This window comes from Porticoccaceae bacterium LTM1, from assembly GCA_030252795.1.
Classification (GTDB): Bacteria; Pseudomonadota; Gammaproteobacteria; order Pseudomonadales; family Porticoccaceae; genus SCSIO-12696.
Genome location: CP127080.1, coordinates 966,531 through 992,307, shown reverse-complemented (window position 1 = coordinate 992,307; position 25,777 = coordinate 966,531). Strand labels below are relative to the sequence as shown.

At 49.9% G+C, this 25,777-nt stretch carries 22 protein-coding genes; 5 read left to right on the top strand and 17 right to left on the bottom strand.

What is annotated here, in order from left to right:
• Nucleotides 1-8: 8 nt before the first annotated feature.
• Nucleotides 9-2,114 carry an ATP-binding protein gene (locus QP938_04365; GenBank protein ID WIO75148.1) on the bottom strand — a complete coding sequence of 702 codons (2,106 nt, stop codon included), beginning with the start codon at nt 2,112-2,114 and terminating at the stop codon, nt 9-11.
• A 190-nt stretch (nt 2,115-2,304) separates the two neighbouring features.
• Between QP938_04365 and QP938_04360 the strand changes: the two genes are divergently transcribed.
• The 4 genes from QP938_04360 (at nt 2,305) to QP938_04345 (ending at nt 5,725) form a co-directional block, all read left to right on the top strand.
• On the top strand, nt 2,305-2,703 hold the full coding sequence (locus tag QP938_04360; protein ID WIO75147.1) for a BlaI/MecI/CopY family transcriptional regulator: 399 nt from the start codon (nt 2,305-2,307) through the stop codon (nt 2,701-2,703).
• Nucleotides 2,704-2,715: 12 nt separating this feature from the next.
• Complete coding sequence (locus QP938_04355) at nt 2,716-4,233, top strand: TonB family protein (GenBank protein WIO75146.1); 1,518 nt, start codon at nt 2,716-2,718, stop codon at nt 4,231-4,233.
• A gap of 109 nt (nt 4,234-4,342) precedes the next feature.
• A complete protein-coding gene (locus tag QP938_04350; GenBank protein ID WIO75145.1) occupies nt 4,343-4,987 on the top strand; it encodes a TonB family protein in 645 nt (214 codons plus the stop codon).
• Nucleotides 4,988-4,996: 9 nt separating this feature from the next.
• Entirely contained in the window at nt 4,997-5,725 is a 729-nt protein-coding gene (locus QP938_04345) for an SIMPL domain-containing protein (GenBank protein WIO75144.1), read from the top strand.
• Nucleotides 5,726-6,448: 723 nt separating this feature from the next.
• On the opposite strand, the gene lysS is transcribed toward QP938_04345, so the two are convergent.
• The 9 genes from lysS to xerD form a co-directional block, all read right to left on the bottom strand.
• Entirely contained in the window at nt 6,449-7,981 is a 1,533-nt protein-coding gene (gene lysS / locus QP938_04340) for a lysine--tRNA ligase (protein ID WIO75143.1), read from the bottom strand.
• Between the two features lie 100 nt (nt 7,982-8,081).
• Nucleotides 8,082-9,177 (bottom strand): peptide chain release factor 2 gene (gene prfB / locus QP938_04335; protein ID WIO75142.1). Its coding sequence is split into 2 segments (ribosomal slippage): nt 8,082-9,104 and nt 9,106-9,177, totalling 1,095 coding nucleotides; the frame shifts between segments, so codons are not numbered across the junction.
• Between the two features lie 81 nt (nt 9,178-9,258).
• Nucleotides 9,259-10,320 carry a permease gene (locus QP938_04330; GenBank protein ID WIO75141.1) on the bottom strand — a complete coding sequence of 354 codons (1,062 nt, stop codon included), beginning with the start codon at nt 10,318-10,320 and terminating at the stop codon, nt 9,259-9,261.
• A 20-nt stretch (nt 10,321-10,340) separates the two neighbouring features.
• A complete protein-coding gene (cueR, locus tag QP938_04325; protein ID WIO75140.1) occupies nt 10,341-10,736 on the bottom strand; it encodes a Cu(I)-responsive transcriptional regulator in 396 nt (131 codons plus the stop codon).
• Between the two features lie 99 nt (nt 10,737-10,835).
• Nucleotides 10,836-12,569 carry a single-stranded-DNA-specific exonuclease RecJ gene (gene recJ / locus QP938_04320; protein WIO75139.1) on the bottom strand — a complete coding sequence of 578 codons (1,734 nt, stop codon included), beginning with the start codon at nt 12,567-12,569 and terminating at the stop codon, nt 10,836-10,838.
• A 64-nt stretch (nt 12,570-12,633) separates the two neighbouring features.
• Entirely contained in the window at nt 12,634-14,025 is a 1,392-nt protein-coding gene (thrC, locus tag QP938_04315) for a threonine synthase (protein WIO75138.1), read from the bottom strand.
• Nucleotides 14,022-15,326, bottom strand: coding sequence for a homoserine dehydrogenase (locus QP938_04310; protein WIO75137.1), 1,305 nt, complete (start codon nt 15,324-15,326; stop codon nt 14,022-14,024). Before QP938_04310 ends, thrC begins: the two co-directional genes overlap by 4 nt.
• Nucleotides 15,327-15,482: 156 nt before the next feature.
• Entirely contained in the window at nt 15,483-16,220 is a 738-nt protein-coding gene (locus tag QP938_04305) for a DsbC family protein (GenBank protein WIO75136.1), read from the bottom strand.
• Nucleotides 16,221-16,282: 62 nt separating this feature from the next.
• Nucleotides 16,283-17,179, bottom strand: a complete 897-nt coding sequence (gene xerD, locus QP938_04300; protein ID WIO75135.1) for a site-specific tyrosine recombinase XerD — start codon at nt 17,177-17,179, stop codon at nt 16,283-16,285.
• A gap of 39 nt (nt 17,180-17,218) precedes the next feature.
• On the opposite strand from xerD, the gene QP938_04295 reads away from it, so the two are divergent.
• Nucleotides 17,219-17,743, top strand: a complete 525-nt coding sequence (locus QP938_04295) for a GNAT family N-acetyltransferase (protein ID WIO75134.1) — start codon at nt 17,219-17,221, stop codon at nt 17,741-17,743.
• 322 nt (nt 17,744-18,065) lie between these two features.
• Here QP938_04295 and rplS read toward each other — a convergent pair whose 3' ends face one another.
• The 7 genes from rplS to QP938_04260 all read right to left on the bottom strand — a co-directional run bounded on the left by rplS (nt 18,066) and on the right by QP938_04260 (nt 25,689).
• Nucleotides 18,066-18,428, bottom strand: coding sequence for a 50S ribosomal protein L19 (gene rplS, locus QP938_04290; GenBank protein WIO75133.1), 363 nt, complete (start codon nt 18,426-18,428; stop codon nt 18,066-18,068).
• A 135-nt stretch (nt 18,429-18,563) separates the two neighbouring features.
• Complete coding sequence (gene trmD, locus QP938_04285; protein WIO75613.1) at nt 18,564-19,295, bottom strand: tRNA (guanosine(37)-N1)-methyltransferase TrmD; 732 nt, start codon at nt 19,293-19,295, stop codon at nt 18,564-18,566.
• A 61-nt stretch (nt 19,296-19,356) separates the two neighbouring features.
• Nucleotides 19,357-19,917, bottom strand: coding sequence for a ribosome maturation factor RimM (rimM, locus tag QP938_04280; GenBank protein ID WIO75132.1), 561 nt, complete (start codon nt 19,915-19,917; stop codon nt 19,357-19,359).
• 40 nt (nt 19,918-19,957) lie between these two features.
• The gene (rpsP, locus tag QP938_04275; protein ID WIO75131.1) at nt 19,958-20,206 is read right to left on the bottom strand and encodes a 30S ribosomal protein S16; all 249 of its coding nucleotides are present in this window, start codon (nt 20,204-20,206) and stop codon (nt 19,958-19,960) included.
• A gap of 406 nt (nt 20,207-20,612) precedes the next feature.
• On the bottom strand, nt 20,613-24,020 hold the full coding sequence (locus QP938_04270) for a TonB-dependent receptor (protein ID WIO75130.1): 3,408 nt from the start codon (nt 24,018-24,020) through the stop codon (nt 20,613-20,615).
• A gap of 87 nt (nt 24,021-24,107) precedes the next feature.
• A complete protein-coding gene (locus tag QP938_04265; GenBank protein ID WIO75129.1) occupies nt 24,108-25,133 on the bottom strand; it encodes a FecR domain-containing protein in 1,026 nt (341 codons plus the stop codon).
• Nucleotides 25,126-25,689: a sigma-70 family RNA polymerase sigma factor gene (locus tag QP938_04260; GenBank protein WIO75128.1), complete on the bottom strand. Its 564-nt coding sequence runs from the start codon at nt 25,687-25,689 to the stop codon at nt 25,126-25,128. Before QP938_04260 ends, QP938_04265 begins: the two co-directional genes overlap by 8 nt.
• Between the last annotated feature and the right edge of the window lie 88 nt (nt 25,690-25,777).

The following is a 25,777-nucleotide window of genomic DNA, read 5'->3' as shown; positions in this document are numbered from 1 at the left end:
TCCTTGCTTCAGGAAACAGCAACGGTCTGATTGACCGGCACTGTCATACAAAACTCGGTAAATTGGCCGCGCTTGGCCTTCAGGGTCAGACGACCGCCACGACTTTCCACTTGCTGTTTCACATAGTCGAGACCAACACCTCGCCCGGCTAAATTGTTTTCCTCATCTACGGTGGAAAAACCGGGCGAAAACAGGAAGCGGATTAACTCGGCTGGCGTAAACTGATTTACCTGCTCATGACTCCATTTACCGCTGGCAGCCAGTCTTTTTCGAATAGTGCCTAAATCAATACCGCGACCATCGTCACGAACAATTATTCGTGTCGTACCACCCTGCTTTTCAGTCAGCAATTGCACTACTCCGGCAACTGGCTTGCCCTGAAGCTGCCTTGAGCCACGGGTTTCAATACCATGAACCACCGCATTGCGAACTAGTTGAATCAGTTCAGCGCGAATATCTTCACTGAAATTGTTCGGTAACAACTCGACATCAAACAGGTCCATATCGAGCTCCACATCCTTACCGCCCTGCTGCGCTGCCTGCTGGGCAACTGTGACCAGCTCTTCTTCCAGCAGGCGCTTTTTATCAGGGTTTTGAGACGACTCCCTTGTGCTAACTCCACCCAGTCGCTCGGCCAGGGTTTGCAGCGCAATCAAATCGCGAGAAAGATGGTTAAGTGCCACTGTCACCGGCAGAAAGTCATTTCCGGAGAGGCTTTCGCTGTTTCTGAGCCTTACCAGCAAATCTTCAAACTGGTGGGCACGAGTCTCCAGAATGGAAAGCTCAATTGCTGCCGCTTCTCCTTTAAGGCGGTGAACGATCCGGAAAATAGAATCCACCTTGCCGCGCAGCTGCTCGTCCCTTACACCCTGGATTTGCAAAATGCGGTTGATATCTCGCACTGAGCGATTGGCACTACCTAGCAATTGATCCAGACGCTCGGCCTGAACGTGTACCGCACTTAAAAGCAGATCTGCTTCACGAGCATTTTCCTGCCTCAACTGATCCAGTTCACGGGCCAGCTCAACCTGCTCGGTAATATCGTCGACCGTCACCAACAGATGCAGCAATTCACCGTTTTCTCGAACCGGGGTAAAACGGAACGACACAATACGCGTAGCTACACGGCCATCGTTTTGCATCAGGGTCAGCTCCACCTGCTCCAGCGGGTTGAGATCCCCCATCAGCTCGGCGTTTACGTGCTCGGCAAACAGAACCTCAACAAATTCCCGGGCAGTATCCAGCACTTTTCCGGACACCATCGAGGAGAGCAAATCAAAGAAGGGTCTTCCAGCGAGATTCTTTTGCTGAAAAAGACGAGTCAGACTGGCCGAGTATTGCGATCCTATTTTGCTTTTGCGATCGAGAAGAAACAGACCGTCGTTTACGGTACCGAGAATTTCTTCGGTTTCTCGACGCGCCGTTTCAGCTGCGCGGTCACTGCGGCTGAGTTTGCGTATAAAGTGAAACAGGATGATAAAGAAGTTAATAACGGCAAGAGAAATACCCACCATCTGGAACATTCTCAAGCGCGAAGCTTTTTGCTGGGCGCGATCCTCTACGCTTCCAGCAAAGTTTTGTACCGCATCCACCAGTTCAGCGCCATGTTCACGACCATAGGCAATCGCTTTTTTTGTGGAGTCCAACAGATCCTTGGCGGTCATGTCATCATCAAACCCGGAGTACACCACGTTACTCACCAGGCCACGATATTCCTGCCAGATTTTTTGGGCATTACTTAAAGATTCACCACCCACCCCGGAGTAGTCAGCTTCAGTTAACAGGGCATCCTGATCAAGGCCGCGACCAATCAGTGCTACACCGTGAATAAAGCCATCGAGTACTTCGTCAAACTGCTTGAACGGCTTACCCAGCTGATCCACAGATGAAGGCATTGCATCACCGGCTTGCGCGTCATCGCGAACCTGATAAAGCCGATGCAGCATCTCTTCGGCCAGCGTGGATTGACGGCTGGCCAGCTCAATAGCGTGGGCATCGTTAGCGATTTGGAAAGAGGTGTAGTAGTTAAGAATCAAAACCCCGGCGTCCAGCACAATAAACAGTGCTACCGAAAAGATAATTTCCTTATATTTTACCCATGACCACTTTGGCATTTTTCTTCTCCGTCAGGCGAACGGGGCATCCTAATAACAAAGCATGACTCTTATATGACAATTTCAGTGGTTTTGGTCACTGGATTCGCTACTTGCATCTCATACTGATAAGAAAGTTTTTCTTGACAGAAATTTCGATAATGCTATTTTTGTAGCATGATGCTAAAAAAATAGCACCCAGGGAATCAAAATGGCCAAAGACCTAAACAACAGCCTTACACGACGGGAGCGCCAGATTATGGATGCGCTCTTTCAACGCGGGGAGTCCTCCGCCCAGGACGTCCTGGAATCGCTGCCCAACCCTCCTGGCTACTCAGCAGTAAGGGCTATGCTCAGCAAACTGGAGCAAAAAGGGCTAATTGAGCACCGCGAAGAAGGCGCCAAATACATCTATCGCCCGGCGGTTGAACACAGTACGGCGTCCGAATCAGCTATCAAGCGGCTGCTGCGAACTTTCTTTGGCGGCTCCGCTGCAGCGGCGGTAAACACCTTGCTGGATCTGGAGAACGACACCTTATCGGACAAGGAACTGGCAGATCTGGAAGAGCGGATTGCCAGGGCGAGACAGAAAAACAAGGAAGCTCGTTAAGAGGACCTGACTATGAACGCAGTATCAGTATTTCACTGGATAGACCTATTAATACTGAGACCAACACTGATAGTTGTTCTAATCGGTACTGTCGTTCATTTATGCCGCAGCCAATCGGCAAGCACTCGCCACTGGTTAATGCTCTGTGCATTTGTCTGCTTGCCTTTGATCCCTCTGCTTAACAATCTGGTTCCCGCAACTCCTTTGCAATTATTACCCGCCTCTTGGGGCACTCAAACAGACAGCGGCAGTACAGTAAGCCTGTCTCCTCTGCTGTCCTGGATTGTTTCTATTTACGCAGCAGGTGTTGTATTAATCCTGATTAAATTGGCGGCAGATTTAACCAGTGTGATTCGCCTGCGAAATAACCTGAGCGATGTGGAAGACCCAAGCGCGCTGGAAATTCTCTCTGACCTACGCGGCAAGCTGGTAATTTCCCGGCATATTCAATTAAAAACCACTGAACAAGTGATGCCACCATTTGCCTTTGGGCTGAGACGCCCTACGGTTGTTCTGCCTGTCGATATTCTGCAGCGCCCTACTGCATGCATCACCGCTGTGATGGCCCATGAGCTGGCTCATGTAAAACGCTTTGACTGGCCAACTGCGGTTGTTGGCCGCATCATCTGTTCACTGTTCTGGTTTTTGCCATGGGTATGGTGGCTGTGGAGTTGGCTGGAGTATCTGGCAGAAAATGCCTGCGACGACCAGGTTTTGGAGTTGAATATTCCCGGCTATGAATATGCCGAACAACTGATGGCTATCACCCAGGATAGGCACTGTGGCTTTGCTGTCGCGGCCTTCAAGCAACGTGCCGGACTCTATCACCGTATCCGCAGCTTGCTGGACGAACAAATCTCACACCAGCCAATTAATGGAAAGGTAAGAACTGCAATCACTTTGATCTTTACCGCTATGTTGGTGCCGCTGGCTGCACTCAAGGCTACCGCTATTGAAGAGCAGGCGAAAAAATGGCTTGAAAACATTTCCGACTATGAGTGGATTATTCTGTCAAAAGCCGCAGAACCAACCCCGGTGCCTGAAGTGAAGAGCGAGCCAGGTTCAACTACTGTCGAAATAAAGCCCATCACATACATTGCTCCTTCAGAATTAGAACCAACGATTAAGGTGGCAGCATCGTACAGCTACAACATAGAGCCTTCGGTAACAAACCCCGGCCTGAGTAAGCCATCCATTGCGTTACCAACTCCAGAAATCAACCAATTTCCCACTCAGCCTCAATTACCAGAACCTACCCACATGGTATTGCCAAAATATCCTTATCGAGCCGAGTCACTTGGTATAGAAGGCAAAGTTACAGTCCGCTATGACGTGGAGGCTGATGGCTCGGTATCCAATGTAAATATCATTAACGCAACTCCCGCGAATATTTTTGATAAAGCTGCCCTTCACGCTGTTCGACAAATGAAATACCCACCACAAAATGACCATGGAACACCCGTTGTTTTCGAGGGTATTACCAATCAGATCATCTTTCGAATGGAAGAAAAGAATCATCGACGACGATGAAATCCGGCTCTGACCAGAGCCCTTCACAAAACCCTGATTAGTAAAAAAGATATGTGGCAACACCACTGATGGGTCACTGCACCCTGAAAATACTAAAAGGAGTATTTAGATGAGCACTTTTTCGGAAAGATCCAATCGCTCTTTTGCCAGCATTGTGCCTGCAATCATGGTTACTGCCTGCCTGTTGATTCTTATGACTCAACTTATCAGAACCCAGGATGGCTTTATTCTGGAGGATACTCCTACAATTGCGGACATCTATTTCGATATGAATTCTCTTGGCCCTCCTGAAGTCAAGAAAAATACAAAACCGGAAAAAGTAATTCTGCAACCTCCAACTGCCAGGGCCGAAAGTATTTTTGAACCAACAGCGATCTCTCTTACCCCTGTCACCCAAGAGATCTCCCCTTTTACTTCCGGAAAAAGCAGCTTCAGCCCCAGTGGATTTGGCCAGGGCATTGTTGGACCTTATGGTGCGGGTAATGGCGTAGTTGCCATTTCAAATGTCGCACCTCGCTATCCAGAGGTAGCTCTTCAAAGAAACCAGGAAGGCTATGTTGATGTTATTTTTGATATCACTCCTACCGGTACCACCACCAATATTCGAATCATCGAATCGAAACCAGCACGCATCTTTGATTCGGCTGCTATTCAAGCTGTTCGCAAATGGCGGTATCGCCCCGAAAAAGTGGAAGGAACCGCCATCGGCACACAGGACATCACTCAACGTATCACCTTTGAGCTGGAAAAGTAGGAGGTTGAGATGTGCATTCAAAAGCTTTTCTTTGCAGGACAACTACTTCTTGCAGCCCTCCTGCCTACAACGTTGCTGGCTAATCCTCTGAGCGACAAGGAACACCTGGTGGCAAACGGCTCAGGCTATGTAGAGGCAATGCCGGATTACATTCAGATGGAATTATCAATCACTCACACTGCTGCAACTGCTGCTGAAGCAAAGAAATGGGTTGACGAGCACACCAACAATGCCATCGATGCCGCACTCAATAATGGCGTGAAGAATGAGGACATGAGTGCTACACAACTAAGAATCCGGCCTGATTATGAATACAAGGATGGTGAGAGAATCTATCTTGGTGAGCGCGTTAGCCGTTCTGTCGAGCTGAAGTTACGAGTTCTTGATAAATATGGTGCCTTAATCCATGCCCTCGTTGAATCAGGGATCTCAACGTTTGATTCCACACTTCTGGACTTTGACAACAGAGACACACTACAACAGCAAGCCCAGCAAAAAGCGATTCTCAATGCTAGAGAGAACGCCCAGAGAATGGCGAAGGGGTTTGGGGTAAAACTTGGGAAAATTTATCAAATATCCGAGGAGAGATTTAGTACTCAGGGAAACTATTACCACCTCGCGGAAAGAAACTTGTTGATGGATGCTCCTATGAAGCCACATAACAGCTATTCACGACTAACGATTTCAAAACAGAAAGTATACGGATACATCAGCGCAGTGTTTTATTTGGAGCAATAGCTATTGCTCCACTCAGGCATCCATCCAAGCCTGTTCAGCCCCCGTTCGGGGGCTTTTTTTGCGTGTAAAAAACGTCTCCGTCATTCCCGCGCAGGCGGGAATCCAGGTTTGTCGGTCACTATTCGCAATGGATCCCCGCTTTCGCGGGGAAGACGAGGGGCAGTTTGCAATTGCGGCAGTTTTTACCTTTCTTTACGCATCCACCACCCTACTTAACATTGCCCGTCCCCATAATGGCACCCATCAACGTTACGGCGACAGCCACTTTGGAGAAACGACATGCTTATGATTGCTGCTTTTACTGTTACCGGTCTGCTGGTTTCCGCAATTGCTGCGGATGATCTGAAAGCGGCTCGTCTTTCCCGGTAACGTTTGCTCGACGATTTACCTACCCCCCTTGATGTGATTTTCACAACTCGTTGCCCCGCTGGTTTTCAGCGGGGCTTTTTTTTGCGTAAAAAAGCACATTGTCATCCTGGACGTAGCGAAGGTTCTCATCGCACAGACTGAGCCCATGCCTGACCGGAACAGATTTGCCCGATTTGTGGGTATATGAGGGCAGGCCTGTTCCGGTCAGGCATGGGCGGACTATGAGCACAAAATTAACTTACTGACGAGAGCAGCTAGCCTCTTCGCTGCGCGAAGGGTGACGACGATAAGGATGTAGGTGCACCACCGGCGGAAAGGTGCGCATAGCGCACCCTACGGCCAATGAGAAAAGTGCTATTCCGGACGCATGTGGGGGAACAGCAGCACATCGCGAATTGATGGTGAGTCAGTCAGCAGCATCACCAAGCGGTCGATACCTATACCTTCACCAGCTGTGGGGGGTAGGCCGTATTCCAACGCGCGAATGTAGTCAGCATCGTAATGCATGGCCTCATCATCACCAGCGTCTTTTTCAGCCACCTGCTCTTTAAAGCGAGCTGCCTGGTCTTCAGCGTCGTTAAGCTCCGAGAAGCCGTTAGCCAATTCGCGGCCACCAACAAAGAATTCAAAGCGGTCGGTAACAAACGGGTTTTTATCATTGCGGCGCGCCAGCGGAGAAACTTCCGTTGGGTACTCGGTGATAAAAGTCGGCTCGTCGAGACGATGCTCTACGGTTTTTTCGAAAATTTCGATCTGTACCTTACCCAGACCCCAGCTGTCTTTCAGCGGAATATCCAGATGTTCGGCAATCTGGCGAGCACCACTTTCATCAGCCAATGCATCAGCCGAGATGTCCGGATTAAAGTGCAGAATGGAATCGAACACGCTGATGCGACGGAACGGCTTGGCAAAGTCGTAGGTTTTTTCTGAAACCACTTCGCCCTCGGCATTTTTAACGGTGCTTCGCACGTCTGTATTACCCAGTACGGTTTCACACAGCTTGCGCAGCATGTCTTCGGTCAGGTCCATCAGATCATTGTAATCTGCGTACGCCTGGTAGAACTCCAGCATAGTGAATTCGGGATTGTGACGGGTGGACAAGCCCTCGTTGCGGAAATTACGGTTAATTTCGTATACACGCTCAAAGCCACCCACCACCAGGCGCTTGAGATACAGCTCTGGGGCAATACGCAGGTACATGTCGATATCCAGCGCATTATGATGAGTAACGAACGGACGTGCTGTGGCACCGCCGGGAATCACCTGCAGCATAGGTGTTTCCACTTCCATAAATTCGGCACCGTTCAGGTAGCTGCGAATAAAGTCGATCACTTTCGAACGCACACGGAAAATATCACGCACTTCCGGGTTTACGATCAGGTCTACATAACGTTGACGGTAGCGCAGCTCCTGGTCCGCCAGACCATGGTATTTATCCGGCAGCGGACGCAGGGACTTGGTGAGCAACTGGTATTCATCAAGCTGAATATAAAGATCACCTTTACCGGATTTGTGCAGCTCACCTTTCACGCCGATGATGTCACCCAGGTCTAGGCTTTTAGCAAACGGGCGCGCATCTTTGGTAACGTAAAGCTGAATGCGACCGCTCATGTCCTGGATTTCCATAAAGGCACCGCGGTTGCGGATCACACGGCCGGCAACGGCAAATACCAGTTTGGCTGACTCCAGCTCTTCCTTGGATTTTTCAGCGTATTTATTTTGCAGGTCGGCGGTGTAACTGTCGCGACGGAAGGTATTCGGGAATGCACTTCCGCCTTCGCTTGCGGCCTGGTCGCGCATCTCCTGCAATTTTCCACGGCGCTCGGCGATTAGCCTGTTTTCATCCTGAGTATTATCCAGGTTCACCTGGTTTTGATTGTCAGACATTTTTTCAACCTTTCTCGGGTCGGACGTCGGACGTCGGACGTCGGACGCAATCTCATTTAGTACTTCCCGGCGTCAGACGTCAAACGTCCGACGTCAGGCCTTATAAACCAGCCTTCAGGCTGGCCTCAATAAAGTTATCCAGCGCGCCATCCAGTACCGCGCCGGTATTGCGTGTTTCAACACCGGTACGCAGATCCTTGATGCGGGAGTCATCCAACACGTAGGAGCGAATCTGACTGCCCCAACCGATGTCGGATTTACTATCTTCCAGCGCCTGGGCGCTCTCGCTGCGTTTTAGCATCTCCATCTCATACAACTTGGCGCGCAGCATCTGCATCGCCTTGTCTTTGTTCTGGTGCTGGGAGCGCTGGTTCTGACACTGAACCACAATGCCGCTGGGGGCATGGGTAATACGCACCGCGGAGTCGGTGGTGTTAACGTGCTGACCACCGGCACCAGAGGAGCGGTAGGTATCGATACGCAGGTCAGCCGGATTGATGTCGATGTCGATATTGTCGTCAATTTCCGGGGACACAAATACGGCGGAAAAAGAGGTGTGACGACGGTTACCGGAATCAAACGGCGACTTACGAACCAGACGGTGTACACCGGTTTCGGTGCGCAACCAGCCAAACGCGTATTCACCCTGAATATGAACCGTGGCACTTTTCAGTCCTGCCACTTCACCGGCGGATGCCTCAACAATCTCGGCTTTAAAGCCCTTGGCTTCAGCCCAACGCAGATACATGCGCAGCAGCATTTCGGCCCAGTCCTGGGCTTCGGTGCCACCGGAGCCAGCCTGAATATCGAGGTAGGCGTTGTTGGGGTCCATTTCGCCAGAGAACATACGACGGAACTCCAGATCAGCGAGCTGCTCTTCCATCGATTCGATTTCGCCGCGAATATCTTCCACAGCAGCTTCATCATTCTCTTCCACGGCAAAGTCCAGCAGATCGCGTGTATCGCTGACACCGCAGGTAAGAGTATCAATGGTTTTTACTACGGCTTCGAGTGTGGAGCGCTCGCGACCCAGTTCCTGGGCCTTCTCCGGCTCGTTCCAAACGCCCGGTTCAGCCAACAGCAGTTCTACTTCCGCGAGACGTTCTTTCTTGTGATCATAGTCAAAGATACCCCCTAAGCACGTCAGTGCGCGCTTGCAGATCGTCGAGGGCAAGTTTGATTGGATTAATTTCCATTGCGGTATAAATTCCAGTCAAGTCGAAAGGCGGCGATTTTACCGGAAAGCACCGGCACTAACCACCGCCCACTGCATTCTGTCACCCCAGGCTATTGAGCATCCAGCCAATTGCTATCACTTGTGGCAGTGTTACCAGTGGCAAGAACAGGGCAATCTTCCATGAACGAGTCACATCTTTAAGCACCATGATTTCGGTGTAATCAGTGGCTACTCCTGCCATCAGGAAGGCGAAGCCATTGCCTGGCGCTGCCGCGCGATTGAGCAAATCTGCCGCAATTGGCGTCGAACCCTCGGAACACACTTCGATAATAGTCGCGCCCAGCAAAGTCAGCAGCAAGCCACCTATCGTCGGGCCGAACAATGTCTGGTAGGCGTCCATCGGCACAAAAGCGCGAATGGATACAGCGATCACAATACCGAATAGCAGCCAGCGAAATACCATTCTGGATTGACTGACTCCATCTTTAAGCAGCCTAAACAAAGCTGGCACTGACCAGTCTGCGTTCTTAAACAAGCCTTTAACACCGGGCCACACTGGTGTCATTTCTGTGACTTCCTGATGATGGGGATTAGCGGGCAAATGACCGCTTTTCACCAGGCGATCAAAAATCAGCCCCGTGACAATACCGATAAGCATGGACAGCAAAATAAACATCAATGTCCACTGCCAGCCGATCAGGGTAACCATAATGATAGTCAGTGACAGAGAGTTCCAGGGGCTGGCAATCAGAAAAGCCATCACCTGCCCCACACTTGCTCCTCGTTCATAGAGCTTGGCGCCAATCATCAAAATTCCGTGGCTACACAGATCCAGTAGCAGACCTGCCAGTGTCGCGCGACCAATACCTTTAACAGTACCGCCACGTCCCAACGCAGTCATCACCAGATCCCGGGGAATCCGATCCAGCAAGCCCACAAAAAGGACAGCGGCAATCAAACCCCACCACATTTTATTGACCAGCTCGTAGATGCCCTCAGTCATTACCACAAGCCATTGGGGCAATGCGGAGTGGCCGTCCAGCAGCCAATAGAGAACATAACCAAACAACACAACGATGCCCGAAATCCACAACAGGTAATCAGGTTTGGACTTGTTATTGTCCCCCACATTCGATGGGCAACAGGAGGTTTTTGTTTTCATTTCAGAATGGCAACTGTCACTCATGCTTTTTTGCCTGCTAAAGAATCGATAATTGCACATTTGGATGATTCGTTCGCTGAACAGCGGTTGAGCAAATCATTGAGTAAGGAACTCATCTCCTGCAGCTCTGCGATTTGCTGTTCAACCTGATGCTGACGCTCGGTAACCAGTTGATGAACTTCCGCACTGCGCCGCTTTGGGTTGTGCCAGAGCGTCATCAATTGCCGGCACTCATCCAGTGAAAATCCGAATTGTCGAGCCTGACGTAAAAAATTCAGCTCGGCCACGGCGGACTGTGGGTAATCGCGATAACCATTGGCCTGCCGTTGCGGCGACTCAATAATACCTTCCGATTCATAAAACCGAATCGCCTTGCTCGACAGGCCGGTGAGAGAGGCCAGTTTGCCGATATTCATCTTCTGCTCCAAGGGCTTTGAACTTATGAAGCACTATAGACCTTCCATCGGCTGGAAGGTCAAGTAAAAGGCTTTAATAGATGAATTGCCAGTTGAACATCAACAACTTACTAGCTGGTCCACAATTAATTGCACCGACCGATTACCGCGGAATTCATTGATATCCGGCTTGTATACGCAATGAACTTTAGCGGCATTTGGGTTGGGCCAACTATGCAAATCGACATTAAAGGCGATGGCATCTACAGCCAGCCCATCCTCTGTTGCCAGCACCAGCTTCAGGTGCTTTTCACCCACAATTCGCTGCTGGACGATGCGAAACTCACCATCAAATACTGGTTCGGGAAAATGTTGACCCCAAGGCCCCCCTTCTCGCAGCTGCTCAATGAGTTCTAACCGCAAGTCCTGTGAAGTCATTTCGCCATCGGAGAGCAGCTCAGCTTCCAGATCAGACTCGCTGAGTTGTCGACGAACCTCTTCATCAAAAGCACGCTGGAATTCTGTAAATTTATCCGCTGGCAGACTCATCCCCGCTGCCATGGCGTGACCGCCAAATTTGTTGAGCAACCCCGGGTAACGGGTAGCAATGGCATCCAATGCGTCGCGAATGTGTAGTCCGGGAATTGAGCGCGCCGACCCTTTGATCTCTTTACCTTCATCATCGGCGTTGGCAAATGCGATGGTCGGACGGTGAACCTTTTCCTTGATCCTCGATGCCAACAAACCCACCACTCCCTGGTGCCAGTTTTCATTGTAGAGACTCAATCCCCACGGCAACCCCTCGTCATCCAGATGCAGCTGATCGACAATCGCCAGCGCTTCGCGCTGCATTTCTGCTTCAATCAGCTTGCGATCACGATTCAGGCCATCCAGCTCCTGGGCGTATTCACGAGCCAACTCCAGGCTGTCAGTCAGCAGGCACTCAATACCGTGGCTCATATCATCCAGGCGCCCGGCGGCATTGAGGCGTGGGCCGACAAAAAAACCGAAGTCCATCGCTACAGCTCTACGGTAATCACGCCCGGCTGCCTGCATTAATGCCAGGATTCCTGGCCGACACTGCCCCGCCCGAATTCGCAATAATCCCTGATGAACAAGAATGCGATTGATTCGATCCAACGGCACCACATCGGCCACCGAACCCAGCGCAACCAGATCCAGCCATGTGGCCATATTGGGCTCGGCTATTCCACAGCTGGCAAACCAGTTTTGCTCACGGAGCTTGGCGCGCAACGCGCTGAGCAGGTAAAAAATCACCCCCACTCCAGCAAGATTCTTACTGGGAAAATCACAACCGGATTGATTCGGGTTTACGATCGCGTCCGCTTCAGGCAGTTGCTCTCCGGGCAAGTGGTGATCGGTAATCAGCACCTGCATACCCAATTGTTTAGCGGCCTTAACCCCAGCGATGCTGGAGATACCATTATCCACCGTGACAATTAAATCCGGCTGTTTCTGGCTCGCCAGCTCGACAATTTCCGGGGTTAGTCCATAGCCGTACTCAAACCGATTGGGAACGAGATAATCGAGCTTTTCGCAACCCATGGCTCTCAGCGCCAGAATTGCCAGCGCGGTACTGGTGGCACCATCACAGTCAAAATCACCAACAATTAAAATGGATTGTTGCTGCTGAACAGCCTGCCATAACAATTCGACAGCAGCTGCGATGCCTTTTAATTCGTCAGGCTTTGGCAGATATCCCAGCTGCTTTTGCAACTCTTCATCACTGTGTACACCGCGGGCGGCGTACACTCTTTGCAATAACGCTGGGACATTGTCAGAAAAAGAAACGCCGGAGAGGTCTACTGTCCGGCGTTTTACGGTTTTGATCATCAGGCACCTTCAAAGTGAGCCTTAATTAATTGTCATCCTGAGCTGCGCTCAGGATGACAAACATTTATATATTCTCCGCCACAAACCCATGAACTGCCTTCAGGTCATTGGGCAGTACATCGTAACGCTCTTCCCGCTCAAACAGGTCCGCCATATGGTGTGGCAACGCAGGATCCTCAGGGTAGCCCGCCTTACGTACCGCCTCCGGGAATTTAGCAGGGTGCGCAGTAGCCAGACAGATAACCGGCGTTTTGTTATCGCGACGAACCTGATGTGCTGCCTCAATACCAGTAGCCGTATGGGGATCGAGCAAGTAATCACTCTCATCAAACACTTTTGATATCACTTCCACCATGCGGTCATCATCGCAACGGAAACTGGAGAACAGCTCACGGGCTTTTGCCAACACTTCTTCATCCAGCGAAACGCCACCTTCGTTAAAAGCTTTCATTAACTGATCTATTGCTTCGCCGTCACGGTTATAAAGATCAAACAGCAATCGTTCAAAATTGCTGGAGATCATGATATCCATGCTGGGGGAGAGGCTATGAATCAGTGGCTGCTTGCTGAAATCATTGTTGCTTATGCAGCGGTGCAGCACATCATTGGCGTTGGTAGCAATAATCAACTGCTCAATGGGCAATCCCATTTTACGGGCAATGTAACCGGCAAAAATATCGCCAAAATTGCCTGTCGGCACACTGAACGATACTGGTCGTGCAGGACCTCCAACTGACAAGGCAGCATGGAAGTAGTACACCACCTGCGCCATGATACGTGCCCAGTTGATGGAATTCACCGCCGCCAATTTGCGTCCTTCTGGCAAAAATGACTGGTCAGCAAAACTCGCTTTCACCATGCTCTGGCAGTCATCAAAATTACCTTCCAGTGCTATGTTGTGAACATTGCTGTCCAGCACCGAGGTCATCTGGCGACGCTGCACATTCGAAACCCGGTTGTGTGGATGCAGAATAAAAATATCGATATTGTCGCAACCGCGGCAACCTTCAATGGCCGCCGAACCAGTGTCACCGGAAGTAGCCCCCATAATGACCACTTTCTGATTACGCTTTTCCAGCAGGTATTCAAACAAGTTGCCGAGAAATTGAAGGGCGAAATCCTTGAACGCCAGGGTCGGACCGTGAAACAGCTCCATTACCCACAGATTGTTTTCCAGTTGCACCAAAGGTGCGACAGCATTGTGGCGAAAGGTCGCGTAGGAACGGTCGATTATATCCTGCAATTTATCGTCAGGAATTTCACCATCAACAAACGGTTTGATGACATTAAAAGCTAACTGGTTGTATGGCAGGCCGGCCCAACTGGCAATTTCCTCTTGTGAAAATTGCGGGATCGATTCCGGCACATACAGGCCACCATCAGGAGCCAAACCGGCCAGAACGACGCCTTCAAAATTCTGCTCGGGCGCTTTGCCACGGGTACTGATGTACTTCATGACAGCGACTCCACTCGAATCCGAACCACTGGTCCTTCAACTTGCTCCAACGCCTCAATGCGAGAGATAGCTTCCAGCGTGTTTTTTTCTTTGGACTTGTCTGTCAGTAAAATTACCGGCACATGGAATTGACCGGGCTCCGGCTCTTTCTGAATAACCGCTTCAATATCCATGCCCTGCTGAGCCATGATGGTCATAATGCTGGCAAGACCACCGGGCTTGTCAGCCACCATCACGCGAAGATAGCTGGCACTTTCCGATTCGGAAATATCCAGCACCATCGGACAATTTGGCTTGACCGCATTAAATCCAAGGTGAGCAACACGGTATTCCGGCTCCATAAACAGGGTACGAGCCAGATCAACAATATCGGAGATGACTGCTGATGCAGTCGGCTCTGCGCCGGCACCTGCCCCGTAATACAACGTGGGGCCAACAGCATCGCCCTGCACCATAACGGCATTCATAACGCCATTTACATTGGCTAACAATTGACGGGATGACACCAACGCAGGGTGCACTCGCAGTTCAATTCCATCCGCACCCTTACGGGCGATACCCAGATGCTTGATTCGGTAGCCGAGTTCGCGAGCGTAATTAACATCCTGTAATTGGATGTTGGTAATACCTTCAGTAAATACCTTGTCAAATTGTAGCGGTATGCCAAATGCAAGTGCGGCGAGGATGGTCAGCTTGTGGGCAGCATCAATTCCTTCAACATCGAACGTCGGATCGGCTTCGGCATAGCCCAACTCCTGGGCCTGCTTCAACACCGATTCAAAATCGGCACCCTTATCGAACATCTCGCTGAGAATAAAGTTGCCGGTGCCGTTAATAATTCCAACCAGCCATTCGATCTGGTTAGCCACCAGACCTTCGCGCATGGTTTGAATAATAGGAATACCGCCAGCTACGGCCGCTTCATAATGTACAGCCACACCTTGCTGTTCAGCGGCCTCAAAAATCTCGTTACCGTGGAGAGCAATCAATGCCTTGTTAGCCGTTACAACGTGCTTACCGTTGGCAATCGCTTTCATCACCAAATCACGGGCTGTAGTGGTACCACCAATCAGCTCAACCAGCACATCCACATCGGGGTTTTCAGCCACTTCAAAAATATCGTTAGTGGTTGAAATACCGGTCAGGTCACAGGCCGGATTATCCCGGCGCATACCGACCTGGGTCACTTCGATAGAAGTGCCAGCGCGTGCATTGATGTCGTGAATATTACGGCGAAGAACATTGAAAGTACCTGCGCCCACCGTGCCCAGACCACAGATACCCAATTTTAGCGAGTTCAAGATGCCTCCAGTGGCGATTGACTAATGGTGAAATAACCAAAAAAATGGCCACAGAAGATACCGGTCGCGCCGCCTACTGTCAATCAAGACATGAGATTATTTGCCATCTAAAATGGCATAAAATGACAAGTTTTATTGAACTTCTTGCACGACCACTCATATCCCAAGTATTTGCTTCAATTGGCTGGCACGACGATAACCCGATACCAGCGTGCCATCACCAAGAATAATGGCCGGGGTCGCATTAATCCCCATCTCGCGAACCAGCTTCATATGCTCTTCGATAGCTTTCGTCTGGCAAGGCTTACGAGCGATTTCCTGTCGATTCATCATCCGGCCCATAGCCTCAACCGGATCATCAGCACACCATACTGCCGTCAGTTTTTTCTCCGATGCACTCCCCATTCCCGCCCTGGGGAAAGCCAGGTAACGCACTTCCACTCCCATATCATTGAGGGCCGGAATTTCTCGCTGTAATTTCACACAGTAGCCACAATCAAGATCGGTAAACACATAGATAACTGCCTTGGCCTCACCTTTTGGCTTGTAAGTAATCATATTGTCTGGATTGGCAGCCTGAATCAGTTCTCGGCGCAAAGGCGCGTATACCTTATCGCGCCAGTTTTCCGTGCGACCAAAACCCACTTCCTGCAAGTCACCACTGATAAAGTATTTACCATCTGCAGAAGTGTAAAGCGAGGGCCCCCCCACCACCTGCACGTGGTAAAGCCCATCAATCGGCGTTTCCATAATATTGGTGAAGCTCAGATCAGGGCGCCACTTTTTCAGGCCATGCACAATCTGTTCTTTGGTGCCCTTGTCGACATCAGCCATCAGTGGCAACGACACAAACATAAACGCCGCCAGCAGAAGACGAGTAATCCAATTAGTCATAACAATTCGTCCTGTAGTGAATCCTTTTATAAGTCTAGAAGCTATTCCATTGAAAGCGCAGCTCAACCCCGAGGGTGGTGCTGAGCGTGCAGGTCTTTCATACGTGAATTGGCAATATGGGTGTAAATCTGGGTGGTAGACAAATCACTGTGCCCCAGCAACAGCTGCACAACTCGCAGGTCAGCACCATGATTGAGCAAGTGGCTGGCAAAAGCGTGTCGGAGTGTGTGGGGAGACAATGGTTTGTTGATGCCAGCCACCTCGGCCCAATGCTTGATTCGATACCAGAAGGTTTGCCGAGTCATCTGCTGGCCGCGCAGGCTGGGAAACAATACATCGCTCTGCTGCCCTTTCAACAACTCACTGCGAGCCTCGCGCACAAAACGCTCCAGCCATTCTTGCGCCTCCTGCCCCACAGGTACCAAGCGCTCCTTACTGCCCTTACCAAACACCCGCACCACACCCTGACGCAAATTGACCTGATGAATAGTGAGCCCCACCAGCTCGGAAACCCGTAACCCCGATGCGTACAGCATCTCCAGCATGGCGCGATCACGAAACCCGACCGGGTCATCAATATCGGGAGCCGCCAACAGCTGCTCCACATCCTGCTCGGTCAAAGTTTTTGGGAGCGGTCGCCCCAATCGCGGGTTTTCGATAAGCGCACTCGGATCTTGCGACAACACCTTCTCCCGCACTTGATGGCGATAGAAGCCGCGCAAACAGGACAGTAATCTTGCGGTAGATCGCGCCGAAGAACCCTTCGCCTGGCGATGAGCAAGATACTCCTGCAAGTGAAACGAGGAGATGGCAAGCAAGCCAATCGACTGCGTGTCGAGCCAGCCCGAAAACTGTGACAAATCCCGGCGGTACGCCGCCAGGCTATTTTCGCTCAAACCGCGCTCCATCCAGATGGTATCCAGATAGCGCTCGATCACTTGTTGGTCATCTGCTGACATGGGTGTTACTTTACCGCTTCACAGGGAGCATTTGTAGAAATGAAACAAACGATCGTCACAGAACGACTTACCATAAGGCAGTTAACGGCAGAGGATTTTCCGGACTATCTGGAATATGAGCTGGATCCACAAGTAATGGCGCATATTCGAGAAGTTGGTACTAAGCAGGAAATTCAGGAGCATTACAACGGTTATCTGGCGGACTGGCTGGGTGAAGAGAATACCTGGATGGGTGCGGGCGTTATTCTTACCGAAACCGGAAAATTGATCGGCGACATCGGATTTCGCTATCGGGATAAACGCAGTGAAATTATCGAAATTGGCTACAAATTCAATAGCCACTATCACGGCAGCGGGTATGCCACTGAAGCCCTGGCAGCTTTTCTGAAAATGATTGAAACAGATTGGCCAGCGCACAAACTGGTAGCTTACGCCGACCCGGACAATACCCCCTCAGTTCGACTTATGGAAAAAATGGGTTTTGTGAAAGAGGGGCATTTTGCATCGCATTATAAAATTGGCGATCGATGGACGGATGAAGTGGCTTACGGGAAAGTGCTTTAGTGTCAACTGGCCCAAAGTCACTGGATTGCCGCGTCGCTTAGCCCCTCGCAATGACCAGAGCTGTACATGATGCACACTTTTAAGCCCTCAAAGTAGCTCTTGCTGTAGCCTGACAGGTCGCGACGATTTGTGGGTATTATGAGGAGTGGCCTGTCAGGCTACAGTAAGAGCGGACCCGCTGGCGACAAACCCAATAAAGACCAATAAACCTACACCAACCCCGGGACCCTTCGCTTCGCTCAGGATGACATTTCTCTTATCCCAAAAACAAAACAGGGCGACTTCTTTCGAAGCCGCCCTGTTTTTGAAACCGACAACAAACTTATTTGTTGTCCAGCTTCTCTTTGATGCGTGCCGCACGACCGGACAGTTCGCGCAGGTAGTACAGCTTGGCCTGACGAACGTCACCACGACGCTTAACAGTGATGCTATCTACCAGCGGGCTGTAAGTCTGGAAAGTACGCTCTACACCGATACCGCTGGAAATTTTACGAACGGTAAACGCAGAGTTCAGGCCGCGGTTGCGCTTACCCAGAACAACACCTTCAAACGCCTGCAGACGCTCGCGGTTACCTTCTTTTACTTTAACCTGCACAACAACGGTGTCACCTGGTGCAAAAGCAGGAATTTCTTTAGCCATTTGCTCTTTTTCGAGCTGGGCAATAATTGGGTTCTTACCACTCATGGTTCGCTCCTCAGTTTATCGATAATGTTAAGTTTTACTCTTTTTGAGTAGCGCTGCGCTAAAGAGGAAATTCCCGTCATGTCATTCCCGCCTTCGCGGGGATGACATGACGGGCGTTTCATTCGCCAGCATGGATCAGTCTTCGCTGTTTAATTCAGCGTTGATCTTCTCCAGTATCGCCTGCTGCTCATTGGTCAGCTGCAGGTCTTTCAGCAACTCCGGTCGCCGCATCAGCGTTCTTTCGAGCGACTGCTGCATGCGCCATAGTCGAATCTTTTCATGGTTTCCCGAGAGCAGTACCGCAGGCACCTCGGCTCCATCATAATCGTCGTACACCAGCGGGCGTGTGTAGTGCGGGCAATCCAGAAGCCCCTCGGCAAAAGAATCCTCAACCGCAGAGTCTTCGTGACCGAGTGCACCCGGCAGATGACGGATAACTGCATCCATCAACACCATGGCAGGCAACTCACCGCCACTGAGAACGTAGTCACCTATCGACCACTCCTCATCCACTTCTCGCTGGATCAGGCGTTCATCAACGCCTTCATAGCGGCCGGCAATCAGTATCAGGTTGGTCTCCTGCACCAGTGAGGTTACCCCCTTCTGGTTGAGTACCTGTCCCTGTGGTGACATGTAAATCACCTTACTTTTAACGCCGTCGCCATGTTGCCATTGCCGCGCTGCCTCAATGGCTTGCCGCAACGGCTCAATCAGCATCACCATACCGGGACCGCCGCCGTAAGGCCGGTCGTCCACCGTCTGGTGGCGGTCGCTGGTGTAGTCGCGGGGGTTGAAATAAGCAACCTCCAGCAATCCGTTTTTGACCGCCCTGCCAGTAACGCCATACTCGGTGATGGCAGCAAACATCTCGGGGAACAGCGTAACCAGTGCAATTTTCACGGTGTCGCCCCCGATCAGCCTTTGCGAATCAAAATTCTGGGTCCCAGTCGACCTCAATTTCACCGGCTTCCAGATCCACCTTAAGAACAAACTGATCCGTATAAGGAATCAGACGTTCTTTGCGATCCAGACTCTGGGCGTTGCCCTTAACCATGAGCACATCGTTGGCACCGGTTTCAAGCAGCTGCTTGACCACTCCCAACACCTTGCGCTCACCGTCAAATACAGTCACCGCAGTCAGCCCTTCGAGCTGATACCAGTAAAACTCTTCTCCCTCCAGCTCCGGAAATTGCCCCTTATCGATGGCGATATCCTGCTGGCAGTAGTTGCGCGCTTCATCACGATCGTCCAGGCCAACGATATGGGCAATAAGGCCTTTGCCCTGGCCCTTGAACTGATCGAATTTGATTTCGCGCCAGCCTCTCGGAGTTTTCAGCCACCAGGGACCATACTCGAAGAGGTTTTCACGGGGCTCGGTAAAGGACATCACCTTCACCCAGCCTTTCACCCCGTGGATAGAAACAATGCGACCAGCTACTACGCGATCAACTTCTTGAGAGGCTGCGCCAGCGGCCGGCTTGCTTGTCATCGTTTCCCTTACTTATATAAATAAGTCAGTTGCCAGCAGCTTACGCTTGCTTGGCAGCTTCTTTGATCAAAGCAGCAACGCGATCAGAAGGCTGTGCACCCTGGCCTACCCAGTGGTTAACACGCTCCATGTCAACGCGCAGGCGCTCTTCGTTACCGCGAGCACTCGGGTTGAAGAAGCCAATACGCTCAATGAAACGGCTGTTGCGAGCATTACGGCTGTCAGCAACAGTCAGGTGATAAAACGGACGCTTTTTAGAGCCACCACGGGCCAAACGAATAGTTACCATGTAACAAGTTTCCTATAACACGGGATAAGCAGTATCCCTTTTAAAATTAATAGGTTAGGTGCAAATTGAGCGGTTCTTTCCACAAAGAAAGACCGCTCAAAATGGGGTGCCTAACCTCGAAAGGCGCGATATTGTACGCCTTTGAGGGAAGAAATGAAAGAAATGTGTCTTGTTTTGGCTGGAGACGATGAGCATCATCTAGCTTCTAAAGCATTATGAGCAACCGCTCTGTTTACATGAAATACTCAGACTCAACCGTAAGTCGATCCAAGACAACTTTCAACTTAAAACGGTATACCCCATTTCTTGAAATATCCGTTATTCGTAACGCACAAAAAAGCCGCCGGATAAACCGGCGGCCTAAACAGGGAAAAATAACCCTTAACCCTTACAAAAGATACCCTAACTAATCAAAGTCAAACTGTTTTGACACACTCAAGTAGAGTGTACGGCCACCAGGGCTTACTACAGAGCTATCGAACCCTTGACCAGCGCGGTCATTGATAAATGGGAAGTCTGTATTAGTCAGATTTCTTGCACCTGCATAAACCGACCAACCACTATCTCTATCACTGTAAGAGGCAGTCAAGTCCACTGACCAATACTCTTCTACGTCGACATAGTTATCTATCAAACGCCAGGTTGACGTATCCAGAATCTGATCATTCCAGGCATAATCATCACTGTAGTGTCCCGTCAGATTCAGGTTCCAGAATCCATAGCTCCACCCAAACTCAAGGCTGCCTTTCATTTGTTTGGGACCACTTTTATCGTAGCGACCTACCATAGTTTGGAGTGGCGTGGCATCCGACAATTGATACTGGTGGGTGCCAACATAAGTACCCCTCAACCGTGAATTAAAGCTTCCCCAGTCTGTATCCCAGTAATACCCCAAGTTAAAGGTAAGTGACCGGCGTTCATTGATCGTCTGATTACTGGGCAGGAATCGAACAACCATCAACTGATCAGTTTCCGGGTGCTCCCAGTACAGATCGGGACGCGTATACAGATAATCCTGATGCCCCTCATCGTAATAATTGAACGTTTCGATTCGATCTGTGTAATCAACCTGACGATAATCCAGTCGCATTGACAACCCAGTGAGAAACTCGGGATTCCACTGTACCGAATAATTCCAATCTTCAGAGGTTTCCGGGCGCAGGCTATCCAGTACACCAAACGAAATTCTGGCTACATTTCCGTAAAACAATGGCTGCTCACCCTCCAGCCACTCCCCAGTTGCATCCCGGTACCCATCAAGATCAACCGCGAAAGGGAGCCATGTCGGGTAGATAGAGTCATCTGGCCTACTTTCCCACGGCAACGGTTTGAGCTCTCCTGCCGCCATATCCAGCCAACAGCTTTCATCCACTTTGGTTGGATCCATATCGGCAGCACCAAAACACTTACTAGGGTCTGCAAAATCAGATTCCGCATTGATTTGCTGGAAATTGGTTGGCGCTTTAAAGCTTTCCGTATAGCGAACTGACAGTGTCAAATCGTTGCGAGGCTTCCAGCTGAGACTGTATTGAGGCGTAGTCTTGTTATATTTTTGTTGGCCGCGTGACTCAGGTGTATCAAAGTCAGAGTAACGCCCCTGAATATTAAACGCCAAAGACTCAACACCGGGAACCGCGTTTGCCTCTCCAACAATGGGAACTCGAACCTCGTAATATACCGCGGCAGTATCCCGATTCACTTTACCGTTTTGAGTATCTGCAAAAAGACGACGAAAATCTGCCTTGCTGTAATCGGTCACATCACGGTTGAAGTCAAAACCAATATGTCCCCACACCTCACCACCGGGCAGCTCATACACTGGGCCAGTAAATTCGACACGGGTACGATAATTCAACCGAACAGGGTTTCCTTGGTAGCGCTCATACAACATTTCAGACAAGAAAGGCGATTGCACTGAGCCATTACCAAATAGGTTGATCGCTTCATCAGGATTGCTCGATGCGAGCATTTTGCTCCACAGACTTTCAGCACCCTCATAGCAACCGTACTTATAATCTACGCCATAAACTGCATCTGAAGGGATATCCTGAACATTTTCGTAGAACTCACCGGTTGCTGTATCGTAATAGCCTGCCAAGGCATTGCCGCGAGCATCATAACCACATTCACTGGTATCCAGTCGCGTTTGCCACGCCAGTGATTCTGAAGAGCTAACTCCACCATCAAAAGTAAACTCCCAATCATCCAGGAATGCCAGGGGCCCAGCGACACCAAAATTAAATCGCTTAGTAGTCGCAATGTTGTTAGCCGTCATTTGTGGAAGCTGACCGATCTTCATTTCATTGTGAAAGGTATAGATCGCGCGAACATCTTCACCAAAGGTGTTAAAGGCATTACTTTCTGGTACATAAACCGGGCTGGAAAAGGGACCAATTGCCAACGTGGTCTGCTGTGTCTGAGAGCTGTTTTCATTCCAGCTCAAGTCAGACCACAAACGATACTCTCCGAAGTCCTGCTCCACTCTCAATGACGCAGATTTCTGACGGGTATGCGGTGAGAGGAATTCACGAATTCCCTGTTCTGAAGGCTGCAAGTTTTCGGGGGACCAATCATCATCACTATAATCGGTACCATCATTTTCACTGGGCAGAGCATCCCAGCCAAACCCCGTGTAGGTGTAAACAGTGCCATCTGGCAGTGTATACAATGAACCATTCGGCATTCTAAATGTACGCCCAGGCCCCCAACGATAAACTGCCCCACCGGCATGTGGCTCACTCTGAAGTCTGCGGTCATAACCACCACGATCCGTCAGATCCATGGTCGTCCATCCCGCCTTTTCACTGGAAATGGGCTTACTTTCAGACTTATTCAGGGTTAGGCGAACAGAGCCATCCTGCCACCCATAATTAAGCACCTGACTCAGATTATAACGGTCGCCACCGTTACGACTATTATCAACCCGAAAGGTTGTTGCACTGGAGGTTCCCCGGCTACGGCGAGTTACAATGTTAACTACACCACCAACAGCATCACTGCCATAACGCGATGAAGCCCCCCCTTCCAGCACTTCAATTCGCTCAATTTCCTCAAAAGGAATGCTGTTTAAATCAACAAATCCATTATCCAGAACAGGTGATGCTGCCGTACGTCGATTATTGATTAGAACCAGTGTTGACCCAATACCAAAGCCGGCAATATTGGCAGCAGCCTGCCCTTGTATCCCATCAGACTTATCGTACATAGCGTCAAGCGTCAGCAAGTTAGGATTGATATCCACTTCTGCTGATGTGGCTGAATTAAGAACAGTTGTACTACCAGAGTAAGTGCGAAGAAACTCTTCGACAGAAAACACTCCCCTTGCCATCAAATCTTCACGCGTATAAATAGTAATCGGTGCTGAGGGGTCCCCCCCTTTCAAGGCCGATCCAACCACAACAATTTCTTCAACCTCTTCAATGGGATCCGCTCTATCTTTTTTTGCATCCACATCCTGGGTAATAACAACAACATTATCTTTGCTTACTTCGTATTTCAGGTCTGTACCATCCAGAATCCTGTTCAGTGCAGTTGCAACTGTCATTTTCCCACTGATTGCTTTGCTTACATGCCCCTCTACCAAATCATTCGAAAAGATAACTTTAACGCCACTCTCTTCACCCAACTTCAACAGCGCCTCATCCATAGATAGCATTGAGAAATTGATAATAACTACATCATCTTCAATAGAACTGGCAGACGCCACTCCCGACAGTATTGCGGATGCTATAAAAGTCGCTAAACGTTTTTTTGCTGTTGAAGACCCCAACTCCCAGCCAACAACATGACGACATCTTGACAGAATTTTACTCACCCCTATTACCTCTTTTCTTTTTCGTTAAATAAAAGACTTCGCCCTTATTAACGAAGCCTTTATCGCAATTCCATCAAAAAAGTTAAATTATTTTTTTAAAAGGGAAATTCTATCCGGATGCTCGACCACAGTAATACCGAACATTTTCTCAAGTGACTCAATAATCGAGTGAATATCATCAACAGGAAAGACTGCACTAATCCTTAGCGACATAATTCGACTATCCTCAATCAGTATTTTCTTGCGACTGTACCTGTTTAGCTCTCTTACCATTTCAGATAATTCTGTATTACGAAATTTCACCAACCCTTCTCGCCATAGTGGGTAGGTCCCACCCTCCCCCAGAGAAGTGGCTTGCATACCCCCACCATCATTTAGCTCAACCAGGAGTCCTGCTTTAATGCGCAGATTTTCTTCATTTAGAATTTCACCGGCCCTTGCCGTATGAAGCTCGCCATCTGAGAATGTCGCCACAGAGACTGAGTGCAATGCTATCTCGCCATCAACTACCCCCACCGTGACACTAAATGGCCGACGGTACACATCAAACTTCGTACCCAGAACAGTAATCCGTTTACTACCCAATCCGACCTGGAAAGGCGATGTTGCATCGGCCACGACATCGAAAAAAGCCTGCCCATAGAGAAGATCAACCCGTCTACGAGACGCATCAAAAGTGACACGTATACGACTGTTGGTATTCAATTGAACCTTACTGCCATCCGGCAGATCGTAAGTTGACCTCTCCCCCGTCAGGGTGGTGTATGTAACAGAAGAGGGCACATTAACTTTCTGTTCTGGCCAAAGCATTCCGCCAAAGACAATTACCATCAGTATCGCCGCTGCCCAACTCATCCCTCGCAACAAACCCTTCGAGCCAGGCTTAGTGGGTACACTAACACCTCGACTCACTGGCAATTCATCTTTTGGGGAACACTGCCCCACTAACTCCCATGTTTCCAATGCCAGCCGATACTCTTCAGGGTTTGAGCCTCCCTCAGCCAGCCAGCTATCCAAACGCTCCAGCTCAGTAACGGTAAGACCCTCTAAATAGAGCTTAGCCACAAAGTCAGCGGCGATCTCCCTTGATGTCCTTAAAGATGCGTCATTCATCATATGCCTCCATCTTTATACGCAGGATGGACAAAGCACTGGCCAGGTAACGCTCAATAGTGGGTCTGGAAAGGCCCATTTCTTCAGAAATTTGACGGCAACTTTTCATTTCTAAACGGTTTTTGAATAGGACTGTACTGTGTTCGGGCTTCAAGCTATCCACCCCCTTCTGAAGCCGCGAGATTTTCTGCCGATCAATAGCTATCTGCTCAGGCTCAGGTGTTTGCCCCGGCAATACATCGTCGATGTAGCTACAGTGATCATTCTGACGAAGTGAAGTCTGTCGACGCTTCATATCGACGATCAAGGAACTGGCCATCGCATAGAGGTAATTGAGTGTATTGCCAGATTGACTGGAGAGCTTTTCCTCCAGATTGTGTTGACGCATTAGCTTAAGGAAGACTTCCTGAATCAGGTCTTCCCTGTCCTCTTCCAAGGCAAGCCTGGCGTGTAAAAAGCGGCGCAATGCATCGCCGTGATCCAGGAATACCCGTTCCACAAGCTTGGACGGTGATCGCTCACGCCCCACCAAATAAAGTACGTTATCTTCGGTCATTGTTTTGAGTGTTATACCTTCTCCCTACTAATAACGTATGCGATGACACAATTCCATCACTATTGCAGACAATTCCCTAAATCCAAAG

What these genes read in the sequence shown, in the direction of transcription:
- QP938_04365 (WIO75148.1), bottom strand. Translation starts at nt 2,114, where the DNA reads ATGCCAAAGTGGTCATGGGTAAAATATAAGGAAATTATCTTTTCGGTA.
- QP938_04360 (WIO75147.1), top strand. Translation starts at nt 2,305, where the DNA reads ATGGCCAAAGACCTAAACAACAGCCTTACACGACGGGAGCGCCAGATT.
- QP938_04355 (WIO75146.1), top strand. Translation starts at nt 2,716, where the DNA reads ATGAACGCAGTATCAGTATTTCACTGGATAGACCTATTAATACTGAGA.
- QP938_04350 (WIO75145.1), top strand. Translation starts at nt 4,343, where the DNA reads ATGAGCACTTTTTCGGAAAGATCCAATCGCTCTTTTGCCAGCATTGTG.
- QP938_04345 (WIO75144.1), top strand. Translation starts at nt 4,997, where the DNA reads ATGTGCATTCAAAAGCTTTTCTTTGCAGGACAACTACTTCTTGCAGCC.
- lysS (WIO75143.1), bottom strand. Translation starts at nt 7,981, where the DNA reads ATGTCTGACAATCAAAACCAGGTGAACCTGGATAATACTCAGGATGAA.
- QP938_04330 (WIO75141.1), bottom strand. Translation starts at nt 10,320, where the DNA reads ATGAAAACAAAAACCTCCTGTTGCCCATCGAATGTGGGGGACAATAAC.
- cueR (WIO75140.1), bottom strand. Translation starts at nt 10,736, where the DNA reads ATGAATATCGGCAAACTGGCCTCTCTCACCGGCCTGTCGAGCAAGGCG.
- recJ (WIO75139.1), bottom strand. Translation starts at nt 12,569, where the DNA reads ATGATCAAAACCGTAAAACGCCGGACAGTAGACCTCTCCGGCGTTTCT.
- thrC (WIO75138.1), bottom strand. Translation starts at nt 14,025, where the DNA reads ATGAAGTACATCAGTACCCGTGGCAAAGCGCCCGAGCAGAATTTTGAA.
- QP938_04305 (WIO75136.1), bottom strand. Translation starts at nt 16,220, where the DNA reads ATGACTAATTGGATTACTCGTCTTCTGCTGGCGGCGTTTATGTTTGTG.
- xerD (WIO75135.1), bottom strand. Translation starts at nt 17,179, where the DNA reads ATGTCAGCAGATGACCAACAAGTGATCGAGCGCTATCTGGATACCATC.
- QP938_04295 (WIO75134.1), top strand. Translation starts at nt 17,219, where the DNA reads ATGAAACAAACGATCGTCACAGAACGACTTACCATAAGGCAGTTAACG.
- rplS (WIO75133.1), bottom strand. Translation starts at nt 18,428, where the DNA reads ATGAGTGGTAAGAACCCAATTATTGCCCAGCTCGAAAAAGAGCAAATG.
- trmD (WIO75613.1), bottom strand. Translation starts at nt 19,295, where the DNA reads ATGTTTGCTGCCATCACCGAGTATGGCGTTACTGGCAGGGCGGTCAAA.
- rimM (WIO75132.1), bottom strand. Translation starts at nt 19,917, where the DNA reads ATGACAAGCAAGCCGGCCGCTGGCGCAGCCTCTCAAGAAGTTGATCGC.
- rpsP (WIO75131.1), bottom strand. Translation starts at nt 20,206, where the DNA reads ATGGTAACTATTCGTTTGGCCCGTGGTGGCTCTAAAAAGCGTCCGTTT.
- QP938_04265 (WIO75129.1), bottom strand. Translation starts at nt 25,133, where the DNA reads ATGAATGACGCATCTTTAAGGACATCAAGGGAGATCGCCGCTGACTTT.
- QP938_04260 (WIO75128.1), bottom strand. Translation starts at nt 25,689, where the DNA reads ATGACCGAAGATAACGTACTTTATTTGGTGGGGCGTGAGCGATCACCG.